The organism is Desulfosporosinus sp. BICA1-9, from assembly GCF_000802135.1.
On record NZ_JUEE01000250.1, the window covers coordinates 1 to 11,669 of the forward strand.

An 11,669-nucleotide genomic window follows, 5' to 3' on the forward strand; every position below is an offset into this window, starting at 1 on the left:
GGAACCACTGTCAATTTGAACCCACTCTCCTGCATAGCCTGTAAAATATTTTTCTTAATCCCAAAATCCATCACCACGACATGGTACGATTCACTCTCGGTACGGGCACCAGATATAGCGGGTAAGGTGTAGATTTCAGGGGTGCTGACCTTAGCCACAACATCCGTAGGAGAAATCCACTTCGTCAACCTTGGGATCCACTCCTCTAGATGTTCAATCTGTGTTGTAATTACTCCGCGCAAAACCCCGTGTTCACGAATAATCCGTGTTAAAGCGCGTGTATCAATCCCTTTAATCCCCACAACCCCAAATTGGGCTAATGTCCTCGAAAGATTTTTCTCCATCTGCCAGTGACTTGGATGACGACCTGCCTCTTTCACGATAAACCCCTGAACTTGGGCTTTCTTCGATTGATCATCCTGACTGTTTATACCGTAATTCCCAATTAGTGGATAGGTCATACATACCATCTGTCCCGCATAGGATGGGTCGGTTAACACCTCTTGGTAACCTGTCATTCCTGTGTTAAAAACGACTTCTCCCACAGCTTCTCCCGTCGCTCCGTAAGACTCCCCTATAAAGACTTTTCCGGTTTCAAGTACGAGTGCTGCTTTCATTCCATCCTCCTCGAAGAAAAATCTCTATTTATTTAGTGCCAGCCCGCTACCTCTATAACTAGATCTAAGCCAACTTATTAAAGCCGTTTGCTATTTGTATCTGGCTTATCAACCTTCGGTCTCAGATTTCTTCCTTCTGGTCCCTGGCATCAGGTTTCTGCCCTCTATCCGACCTCTGGTATCCGACCTCCGACTTCTGGAATCACTTCCAAATCTTTTTTAACACATCATCTAGAATGCCCAAGGCTTTATCCATTTCTGGCTTCTCAACATTCAGTGGGGGAAGGAAACGTAAGATTTTACCACCAACACAGTTAATCAGTAGTCCATTTTGTAAGCAAGCCTCCACAATTTCTGGTCCTAACTTGGAAACTGGCCAACCCAATATGAACCCTTGTCCCCTAACAGGCCCTCCTGTCTGAAATTTCTGAGCTAATTGTTCAAGTCCCTTTTTAAACTCTTCTGAACGCTCCTGTACTCCTGCCATAAATCCATCTTCGAGCATTACATCTAACACTGCACACCCTGCTGCTGTGGCCAAAGGGTTACCGCCAAAGGTAGAAGCATGATCACCGGGCTGAAACGCTGAGGCCACTTTGTCAGTAGCAAGCATCGCCCCTATCGGAACCCCACCACCCAGAGCTTTCGCTAAGGTCATAATATCTGGTGTCACATCGCTCCACTCATAGGCAAAGAGCTTTCCTGTCCGTCCAACTCCACACTGAACCTCATCAAAAATTAGCAAGGCCCCAAATTCGTCACACAAAGCTCGTGCTTCTTGTAGAAACTCCATCGAGCAAGGAATCACTCCACCTTCTCCCTGAATGGGTTCAATAAAGACGGCAGCTGTATTTTGATTGACCTTAGAACGAAGGTCGTCGATATCATTAATAGCGGCATAGGCAAATCCTACGGGAAGCGGATCATACCCTTCCTGATATTTTATCTGTCCTGTGAGTGTGAGAGTTGCTAAGGTCCGGCCGTGAAAGGAATTTTCCAGGGTAACTACCTCGTGTTTATGCGCCCCATAATGTTTCTTAGCATATTTCCGAGCAAGCTTAAAAGCCGCCTCATTCGCCTCTGCTCCACTGTTACAGAAGAAGACTTTATCTGCAAAGGAGTTCTGCACTAAGCGTTCTGCCAAATCGACTTGGTTCGGAATCCAGTAAATATTTGAAGTGTGTAAAAGCTCTTTAGCCTGTTCTTGTATAGCACGAACAATCGCTGGATGGCTGTGCCCCAATGAATTAACGGCTAGTCCTGTCACGAAATCCAAATATTGTTTCCCTTCTGAATCCCAAACCCATACGCCATCCCCTTTGACGATCGTCATTGGCAGACGACCATAGGTATTCATCACAACTTTTTTTCCATGCTCTATGATTACTTCAGTCGACAAGTCTTTCAACATCTCCATCCCCCTTTTTCGATATTCGATATTCGCTATTCGGTGTTCGAACCACGAATTCTGGCCTCTGGCCTCTGATCACTGACTTCTGGCGATAGCCTATACGAACATCGTTCCAATACCGCCATCCGTGAATAATTCTAGTAATATAGCATGACTTAACCGTCCATCAAGGATATGCACACTGCCCACGCCACTTTCTAACGCCGAAACAGCGCACTCAACTTTAGGCAGCATTCCTCCGCTCAAGATTCCCTGCTCCACCAGTTGATCGACTTCTGCTCTGGAAATTGTGGAAATAAGAGAGTCCTTATCCGAAAGATCACGCAGAATCCCGCTAACATCTGTGAGCAGAAGCAACTTATCTGCCTTTAGTGCCTCTGCAATTTTCCCGGCAGCCGTATCTGCATTGACATTATACGTTTCCCCGCCTTCCCCGCTGGCAACAGGTGAAATCACGGGAATATAGCCTTGTCCGAGTAAGGTCTCGAGAATATCTGGATTAACATTCTGGATTTCTCCGACACACCCTAAATCTACTTCTTCCATCTTCCCTTGGTCATTGGGCATCTGCATGGGCTTCTTAGTTGCAACAAGTAGCTGTGCATCTTTGCCCGATAAACCAACACTCTTTCCACCAAAGCGATTGAGCAGAGATACCATCTCTGTATTCAATTTACCGAGTAAGACCATTTGGGCGATCTCCATGGTTTGGGCATCGGTCACTCTTAGCCCCCGTACAAACTGACTTTCAATCCCCATCTTCTTCAACATGGCATTGATCTCCGGGCCTCCTCCGTGGACCAAAACGGGACGTATCCCCACAGAATGCAAGAGTAGAACATCCATAATGACGGATTCCTTCAATACCGGATCCACCATGGCATGCCCACCATACTTAATAACCACAGTTTTACCTGCAAATTTTTGAATATACGGAAGAGCTTCTACTAAAACCCGAGCTTTACCTAAACCTTGTTCCATCGGTGTCATTTCCATCTCAAGTACCACCTCCATCATCAACTATGACTCTTATCGCTAGCATGGGCAATTCATGAATTGCCCCTACCCTTCAACGCATCTAAACTCTAACTGTTACCGAGTTCTTAAGTTCTATAACTCCCATTAATGGTGACGTACTCGTGCGTAAGATCGCATCCCCAGGCTGTAGCTTGTTCTTCCCCGTTGTGAAGATACAAGCTAATCAGGACATCTTTTGCACTTAGAATTACCTTGGCCTGCTCTTCTGAAAACTCGACTCCTTTGCCCCCTTCGGCAACGATGAGATTCCCCAGCAAGACATCGACCTTTTCAGGATCAAACTCTGCACCAGCATAGCCAGCAGCCGCTAAAATCCGTCCCCAATTGGCATCTTCTCCGAACATTGCGGTCTTGACCAAACTCGAACCACAAATACTCCGTGCGATCTTTCGGGCATCGTCTTTTGTTTTGGCCCCCGATACCGTCACTTCCATAAACTTGCTGGCCCCTTCTCCATCTCGAGCAATATCTTGGGCGAGCTTAATACACATCATTTTGATCATCTTCTCGAAGTTAGAGCGGTCTTCTCCGGTCGGAGCCACTCCAGAAGCCCCGTTTGCCATCAAGAGCACCATATCATTTGTACTCATGTCCCCATCGACCGTCACCATATTGAAACTTTCTTCTACCGCTTCACGCAGGATATCCTGCAATTCTTCTGAAGGCAGGAGCGCATCCGTCGTTAAGAAGCCTAACATAGTACCCATATTGGGGTGAATCATCCCCGATCCTTTGGCGATCGCTCCAAGATGAATCACACCTCCCTGTGCACAGGGAAGCTCATATGCATATTCTTTCACCATCGTATCCGTTGTCATAATCGCTAGAGCTGCCCGGTGTGCCCCTTCATCAGCCGTTTCCTTCTGCCCACGAATCCCTTTGACCACATCGTTAAGTAGAAGTGAACTCGCCGACCGAATACCATTTAAGACTCGATCGAGCGGCATTTCAACCCCGATCACACCTGTCGAGGCTACCAGTACGTCCTCAGTCGGTACAGCCAAATACATACCTGCTACTTCAGCCATGGCAAAGGCCGCCTTATCGCCAAATTCTCCAACACAGGCATTGGCATTCCCACTATTAACGACAATTGCTCGGGCTAGGCCATTCTCCAAATGGCGCTGAGTTAAATATAGAGGGTGAGCCTTGACCAGGTTTCGAGTATATACACCAGCCGCTTGCGCTTGAACATCAGAAAAAATAAGCGCTACATCATACTTATCCTTACTTTTAATTCCTGCTTGGACACCAGCAGCATAAAATCCTTTGGGGGCAGCTATGCCGCCGTCAATCAACTTCCAAGCTTTTTCTGTGTTATCCACTAATTCACACTCTCCTTTACTAATATAAGTTAGTTTCTAGCGCCATTCCACCGGGGTCCCACACCCACTTGTAGACGTGTATGTCCATCGATTGGATAAGCGATCGTTTTTAGTTATCACAACCCCTTAGCACGAACATATCCCTAAGATTAAAATTACAAATGGTTTTAATGCATCTGGTGCAAGTTAGCAGCGTTTTCGACTTTCACTCCGACTTGCACTGAACAGGTCCCTGATGTCAGTTAGGATGCACGTGAAGTGCAAGTCATGATAGTGATATGCAAGTCAGGAACCGTCCTCAGCTTGCATTAGGGCCATAAGGCGGTTCCTTGAAGGCCTTTCCCTTCAGGCCAGCCCATTGCTAGATTCATGTTTTGTACGGCCTGACCTGCTGCACCCTTCATTAGATTATCGATCGTTGCCACGATAATCGCATTGCCAGTTCTTTGGTCAACGGTCAATTGTAAAAAGGCATGGTTACTCCCACTGGAGAACTTCGTTTGGGGCCAGGTACCCTCTGGCAAGATATGAATGAAGGGCTCTTCTTCATACTGCTCCATCCAACACTTGCGCAAATCCGCTTCTTGGACCCCCTCCTGAACCGTAGCATAGATAGTAACTAGCATCCCACGCGTCATGGGGACTAAATGGGGCGTAAAATTTACAAGGAGTGGTTGCCCAGCAGCGCGCGAAAGTTCTTGTTCGATTTCTGGAGTATGACGATGACTTGCCACTCCGTAAGCCTTAAAATTTTCATTGACCTCAGAATAGTGAACCCCTAACGAGACCCCTCTTCCGGCCCCTGAAACACCTGATTTTGCATCAATGATCAAATTCCTCGTCTGCAACAACTTCTGACGTAACAAGGGGACTAAAGCAAGCAAGGTAGCGGTCGGATAACAACCTGGATTAGCTATTAGGGAGTGTCCTTTAATTTGCTCACGATAGAGTTCTGGTAAACCGTAAACTGCCTCTTTAAGAAGCTCAGTCGCTGGATGCTTAATCTTGTACCATTGCTCATAGACCTCTGCTGAATTCAAACGAAAATCTGCTCCCAGATCAATCACTTTTATCTTACGGGCCAAAAAGGCACTCGTTCTCTCCGCCGTCAAACCATGAGGAAGCGCACAGAACAGCACATCCAGATCCGGAACATTTTCATCCTGTAAGATCCCTACGTTCTGATTATGCCAATGGGGATAAATCGCTTCATATGCTTCACCGGCTACACTAGACGAGGCGAGATATAAATCATTCACCTCTTCATGTCTACACAATAACCGCACTAACTCTTGCCCTGCATACCCTGTGGCACCTAACACTCCAACTTTCATATCTTGCCCCCCTTACTGGATCATGCCCAGCAGATATTTTGCTCATTCTAATTTTAATAATTATACATATATATGCATAAAAATTCAATACTACCTTAAAGAAAAGAGGGGGTTCTTCCCCTCTTTTCTGATATTATTTATGTATCCACTTTAATAATGTACCCAGTATCGATCGAAAAATCACTTATTCAAGCGAAATTCTCGCTTGATTTGTCGTAAAAGTTTTTTGTCCGTTAGAACATCCCAGCCGGTTAAGGCTAGTATTTGCATTGCTAGCAAAACTAAGCTTTCCCCATCCGAAGAGAGCGAGGCTTGAGCAAAATCACGCGTATGTGGGATTTCTGTTCCTGTCCCTAACGTAAGATAGGGATGGATTGACGGTACGACACGACTGACATTTCCCATGTCTACGGACCCCATAGCAGTTTGCGGTGGTGCTACTTGAGAAACCCCCATTTTGAGGAGGTTTCTGGTAAAGCATTCTGCTAAGGATAAATTCGTATGCATTTCATCATAGGAAAACTCAAATTTTTGCCAAGTCATATGAGCTGAGACCATCGAAGCAGCCCCTTCAGCACAACGAATCACCTGTTCTCTCAAATCATCTAAATCTTTACGCTTTCGAGCCCGTAGGTAAAACCTTGCCACAGCACGTTCCGGAACAATATTAGGGGCTGTTCCCCCCTCAGTTATGATCCCATTAACTTTCATGTCCTGAGGAATCTGTTTTTTGAGCGCGTTGATACCTACAAAGAAATTAATTAAAGCATCCAAAGCATTAATCCCAAAATGAGAAGCAGCCACTGCATGGGCAGCTCGTCCATGAAACGTAAACTCTAAGGCATCTAGCGCAAGGCTAGTAATAATAGGGACGTATTGACTGCCTGGATGAACCATCATGGCCACATCAATGTCAGCAAAGATTCCCTTCTCAACCAAGGTCACTTTTGCGCCACTAGTTTCTTCCGCAGGAGCACCAATCACTAAAACTTCCCCAGACAGTTCTAAACTCTTACTCAAAATGACCGCAGCCCCTGCACTGCTGGCTCCAATTAAATTGTGCCCACAACCGTGGCCAACATCCGGTAAAGCATCATATTCTGCTAAGTAAGCAATCTTGGGCCCAGGACGGGTACCTGAAAAACGAGCAATAAACGACGTCTCCACTCCCGCGATCCCTCGGCTCACTTTAAACCCGTGCTTCTGAAGAAAGCGACTTAACGCTTCGCAGGCAAAGTATTCCTTATAGCCGAGCTCGGGATGCTCCCCGATTTGACGGGCTACTTCCCATACTTCATTACGTAGATGCTGTGCCTGATCTCTAAAAAAAGCCTTAATCGCATCCATGGAGCATCCCATCTCTCTTCTCTATTTCTCATTATATCTAGAAAACTTACTTCGGGGGAGTTCCTCTCCATCCGAAATCTAGTTTAAACTCTCCAGGGCATAGCGCCCTGGATATGCCATCGAATGAAGACGCTCGATATTAAACTAAGGGCCTTTCATGATACACCGAGTTTGAACGTTTAAAGACCACAATAACGGATAAAATTCCTAGCAGCGGCCAAGATAGCACTCCCCAGAGAAGACTTATACCTATTTTCAGCTCTCGTAAAAGTAACATATTTTGGACAATTTGATTTCCAACTTGCAGGAGATCAGCAACATAAGGTAATCCAGACAGCATAATCAGCAATGAATTGAGTCCTCGATAGAGCACATCACTTCCCAACCACAAAAAAATTCCGAAAGCAACTCCGGAAATCATTAAGCAAGCGGCTAACCCAATCCCCCATTTTCTACGCTGCCCAAGATGAATTTCCTCTGCAAAATTTACTGGGTGTCCTAAAATCTTGGCCATTAGCTCAGTGTGGAAATTCCCCATGGTTTCCCGTGGGATGGGTTTATCCTGAAATATTTGAGTCCACAGTATGTCGTTCGTCTTCTTCATGGATATCCCTCCTTTCCAGTTGCTGACGCAGTCTATCTTTTCCACGGTGGATATAAGTCTTGACTCGACTTACAGGTACTTGTAAGACGACAGCGATTTCCTTGTAGGAAAGTTCTTGATGAAAGCGCAGATAAAGTGCCTGCGCATAATGTTCCGGAAGCTCATTCAACACCTTGGAAAGCATAGTAGCTTGCTCTTTCGCTAACAAAATATCCTCTGGTCTTGGTTGCTGATCTGGGAGATTTTCATCTAAGATCACCGCAACCTCTCTACCTCGTTTACGTAAAAGGTCAAGGGCTTTATTGCGCGCTATCGCATATAACCAGCCCCGAAACGGGTGTTCTTCAGAGTAGCGGTATAGATTTCGATAGGCAGCTATAAAGGCCTCCTGTGCACAATCAAATACATCCTCGTCTGATCCTAGCATTCGCCGCAAAAAGTGTACTAACGGTTCCTGATAACGTTGGACAAGGCCAGCATATTGTTCGTGATGACCTGCTAGTACTTGCCGAATTATCTCGGCATCTTTCATTCCATTCAGGCTCCAATCTTGAGTTTTAAAACTCGCAGTATCCTCTCACTCTTTAGTACGTTTAACTGCCATCAAATGTTTCACAGGAAGTAATAATCTTGGCAATTCCATTTTAACCCACAATCCTTTTTCTTGGCAATCATATTACTAAATTATCCAAAATTAACCCTTTAAATTCTAAAAAGAGGGCAAATAAAAGGACAAGGTACTTTTGCGGTCTCGCAAAATTCCTTGTCCTTTTTATTATTTAACTAGGCGATGTAGCAATTCTTCAGTGGTAAGACCCTCTGACAAATTAAACGTCCCTGCCGTGAATCGTCTTTCAACCCTCTGTTGACGAGCGTCTAATAAGAAGGTTTCCTTATCCTTTATAAAACCTTGCGCCACTAACAGATCTGCTATCTTTTCAGCACTTGACCCCTTAGGAATGACAAACTGCCGATCAATAGGGGTGGTGGTACTTTGCTCACTAGATTGGTCAACCTGAGTGGGTTGTGTTGCTTCTGGAGATTTTATGGGATCAGGCTCAGAGGGGGTAGGAAGTGGTTGCTTCACGTCAGTAACAGGCGAAGAATCCCTAGGCGCTAGAGCTTGTCCCTGTAGCGGGGAGAAAACCATAGTCAACAACGCACTTAATATAAGCCCAGAACCTAAACCGAGCCAATAGGAGCGTGTTATTTTCATCGGACTCCTCCCTTAGACTGCATACTCAAGACCATCCTTACCGCATCCTGGCTGATTAATAAGCGCTGAGAAATTTCAGGAATACGTTGCCCTTGAGCAGCAAGCTCTATGACCTCTCTGAATTTCCCTGAGATATGATGATCCGCTAGAGGAGCGTCGTTGGAAGCCCGTAGCCTTGATTCAGCTTTTTCGTCGAGCCGCCGTTTAGCAGCAGTATTACTTCGTTCTCTTTGTTCCTGAGGACTAATAGAATAGATTCTAGCCTTTTGTATGGGTTCTGCGCCATTAAGGCCTACCTTTTTAAGTTCAACTTTACCAGGTCCAACTCCATTAAGCTTAATTTCTTGGTGCTCTGGCTCTTTCAGCCCGATTTCCTGATGCTCAAGTTTTTTTAGGCCAGTTTTCTGATCTTGTAGTTCCTTGGAGACTGCAACCTTTTCATTATTTGCCTTGATATCTAAGTCCTTGTTATCGACGACTACTGGTTTATTTTCACCACTATTGTACAATAGTTTTGTTTTTAGAACTTCGTCTTCCAAAACATGAACCCGATCCTGTACTCTTAAAATCTCGCTTCTCAAATATGCCAACCCTTTAAATACAGTAAGATTTTCCTCACTGCGCGGACTCTGCCAACGCCATCCTATTAACAAAAATACAACCCCTAAAAGAAATAATCCCAAAGGAATAATGTCAAGCGCCTCCTCCATTTATCCAATAAGACCTTCATTATCTGTCTCTGAATATTGAAGGTTTATCTACCAAAACACTATTCGCTATTTTAAATAGAATTTCCTGCAAAATACAACAATCTTCTGCAAGATATTCTTACTAATTATTTCCTTACATTTCCTAAGTCACATTTTCCTTATTCTTCTCTGATTATCTCTTAAACATTTTCAATGTTTATTCCATAAATATTTTCAAGCGTCATGGATTTTTAGACCCTTCAAATTGTTTGCTAAAATATACTGTTAAACCTTTATAAATAGCAACAGCAAGCTGTTGTTGATATTCAGGTGTCGTTAATAACTGTTCTTCCTCAAGATTAGAAAGAAAACCGAGTTCAACTGTGACTGCAGCCTGGTTTGCCTTTTTCAAAACATAGATATCCTGATTTCCTTTAATTACTCGTTTACCCTTGGTCATGATATTCAATTCCTGTTGAATTGATTGAGCTAGTAGCTTTCCTTCCGGTGAATCTGCATGATAAAAGGTCTGTGCTCCAGTGAGTTTTGCGTCAGGAAAACTATTAGCGTGAATGCTAAGGTAGACTTCAGCTTGAGTATCCATTGCCAGCTGAATACGTTGCGCTAAATCCTCTCGTTTACGTTTCGCGAGTCCCTGAGAGCTTCCTAAGTCGCGGTCCTCCACTCGAACCATTATGCTCTTAGCTCCACTTTGCTGAATAAGGGCTTGCAGGCGTTTGGACACGGCCAAAGTAACATCCTTTTCCAGCACCTTGCTTATACCCACCGCGCCCGGATCCACGCCCCCATGACCAGCATCAATCAAGACAACGCGGTCCCCTAATGTCCAGCTCCATATTTCTTTATCCTGTCCCCCGAAACCGCCCACGAGAACAAACGTCAAAAATAGCGCAAGCACAATTCCTAAATATACCTTACGTCGTTTCACAGTTACAACCCAAATCGGTCTCATGCTTATCCCTCCCCTAGTCTATTCCGTCTTACCTTATGGGAGAGATAATCAGAATATGCGTTTGGCTTGTCAAAATACTGTCTTTTTCTCAATACCGGTAGTAAACACGTAAAAAAGGAAGGGATAAATCCCTTCCTTGCTGAGACAATATGAATAATTTTGCCGTCGTAATAGTGAATCTTAACGTTTCGAGAATTGTGGAGCCTTACGAGCTTTCTTCAAGCCGTATTTACGACGTTCCTTCATACGTGGGTCACGTGTCAGGAAACCAGCTCTTTTAAGACTTGGACGAAGACTACTGTCCGCCTTCAGTAAAGCACGAGCAATACCTAAACGTATCGCGCCAGCTTGGCCGGTGGTGCCACCTCCGTGTGCGAGAGCGATAACATCATACTTAGCCAAGGTGTCTGTAATGTTGAAGGGTTGTTGTACAATCATTTCCAGTGTTTTCTTACCGAAATACTCCGCTAATTCACGTTTGTTAATGATGAACTTTCCTTCACCCGGAATAAGGCGAACGCGTGCAATAGCATTTTTGCGTCGTCCTGTTGCAGCATATTGTAATTGTGTTGCCATGTTTTAACTTCCTCCTTCCTTGAATCTACTGAATTGTCCAGATTTCAGGTTGTTGAGCTTGATGGGGGTGTGATTCTCCCTTGTACACTTTTAACTTTGTGTACATCTGGGCGCCCAACTTGTTATGAGGAAGCATTCCCTTCACGGCATGTTCCATAGCTCGTTCAGGCATAATTTGCATTAACTTTTTGTAAGGTACTTCTTTTAACCCACCAGGATATCCGGAGTGACGACGATACATCTTATCGTTGAGTTTATTCCCTGTTAACACTAATTTTTCTGCATTAATAATTATGACATGGTCCCCTGTGTCAACATTAGGCGTGAATGTCGGTTTATGTTTACCTCTCAGGAGACGTGCTGCTTCAGTAGCAATACGACCCAAGGGGATTCCCTCAGCGTCAATGATATACCATTTGCGCTCCTGGTCTTGTGCTTTCGCAAAAAACGTAGTCATTACTTTCCCTCCAATTAGCAGTTTTCTGTTTTATTCTCACTCGCATGGGGCTCAATCATGCTCGCGGCCAATGCTCAGTCAT

13 protein-coding genes are annotated in these 11,669 nt (G+C 44.7%); all 13 read right to left on the minus strand.

Annotation, left to right across the window (positions count from 1 at the left end):
- The coding region (locus JL57_RS31005) for a carbamoyl phosphate synthase small subunit (RefSeq protein WP_034145733.1) at positions 1-617 on the minus strand (617 nt) is incomplete at its 3' end.
- A 202-nt stretch (positions 618-819) separates the two neighbouring features.
- The gene (locus JL57_RS31010; RefSeq protein ID WP_034144116.1) at positions 820-2,028 is read right to left on the minus strand and encodes an acetylornithine transaminase; all 1,209 of its coding nucleotides are present in this window, start codon (positions 2,026-2,028) and stop codon (positions 820-822) included.
- Positions 2,029-2,124: 96 nt separating this feature from the next.
- Positions 2,125-3,018: an acetylglutamate kinase gene (gene argB, locus JL57_RS31015; RefSeq protein ID WP_291300806.1), complete on the minus strand. Its 894-nt coding sequence runs from the start codon at positions 3,016-3,018 to the stop codon at positions 2,125-2,127.
- A 113-nt stretch (positions 3,019-3,131) separates the two neighbouring features.
- The gene (gene argJ / locus JL57_RS31020) at positions 3,132-4,391 is read right to left on the minus strand and encodes a bifunctional glutamate N-acetyltransferase/amino-acid acetyltransferase ArgJ (protein ID WP_034145734.1); all 1,260 of its coding nucleotides are present in this window, start codon (positions 4,389-4,391) and stop codon (positions 3,132-3,134) included.
- A 308-nt stretch (positions 4,392-4,699) separates the two neighbouring features.
- Entirely contained in the window at positions 4,700-5,725 is a 1,026-nt protein-coding gene (gene argC / locus JL57_RS31025; protein WP_034145735.1) for an N-acetyl-gamma-glutamyl-phosphate reductase, read from the minus strand.
- A 180-nt stretch (positions 5,726-5,905) separates the two neighbouring features.
- On the minus strand, positions 5,906-7,072 hold the full coding sequence (locus tag JL57_RS31030; protein WP_034145736.1) for a M20 family metallopeptidase: 1,167 nt from the start codon (positions 7,070-7,072) through the stop codon (positions 5,906-5,908).
- 139 nt (positions 7,073-7,211) lie between these two features.
- Entirely contained in the window at positions 7,212-7,676 is a 465-nt protein-coding gene (locus JL57_RS31035) for a hypothetical protein (RefSeq protein ID WP_034145737.1), read from the minus strand.
- The gene (locus tag JL57_RS31040; RefSeq protein ID WP_034145738.1) at positions 7,630-8,208 is read right to left on the minus strand and encodes an RNA polymerase sigma factor; all 579 of its coding nucleotides are present in this window, start codon (positions 8,206-8,208) and stop codon (positions 7,630-7,632) included. The genes JL57_RS31035 and JL57_RS31040 overlap by 47 nt, the downstream gene beginning before the upstream one ends.
- A 243-nt stretch (positions 8,209-8,451) precedes the next feature.
- On the minus strand, positions 8,452-8,892 hold the full coding sequence (locus JL57_RS31045) for an endolytic transglycosylase MltG (protein ID WP_034145739.1): 441 nt from the start codon (positions 8,890-8,892) through the stop codon (positions 8,452-8,454).
- Positions 8,889-9,545: a hypothetical protein gene (locus JL57_RS31050; protein ID WP_291300804.1), complete on the minus strand. Its 657-nt coding sequence runs from the start codon at positions 9,543-9,545 to the stop codon at positions 8,889-8,891. The genes JL57_RS31045 and JL57_RS31050 overlap by 4 nt, the downstream gene beginning before the upstream one ends.
- 277 nt (positions 9,546-9,822) lie before the next feature.
- On the minus strand, positions 9,823-10,554 hold the full coding sequence (locus JL57_RS31055) for an N-acetylmuramoyl-L-alanine amidase (RefSeq protein WP_034145741.1): 732 nt from the start codon (positions 10,552-10,554) through the stop codon (positions 9,823-9,825).
- A 180-nt stretch (positions 10,555-10,734) separates the two neighbouring features.
- Complete coding sequence (rpsI, locus tag JL57_RS31060) at positions 10,735-11,130, minus strand: 30S ribosomal protein S9 (RefSeq protein WP_034145742.1); 396 nt, start codon at positions 11,128-11,130, stop codon at positions 10,735-10,737.
- Positions 11,131-11,155: 25 nt separating this feature from the next.
- Positions 11,156-11,587 (minus strand): 50S ribosomal protein L13, encoded by a 432-nt coding sequence (rplM, locus tag JL57_RS31065; protein ID WP_034145743.1) that lies wholly within the window; start codon positions 11,585-11,587, stop codon positions 11,156-11,158.
- Positions 11,588-11,669: the final 82 nt, after the last annotated feature.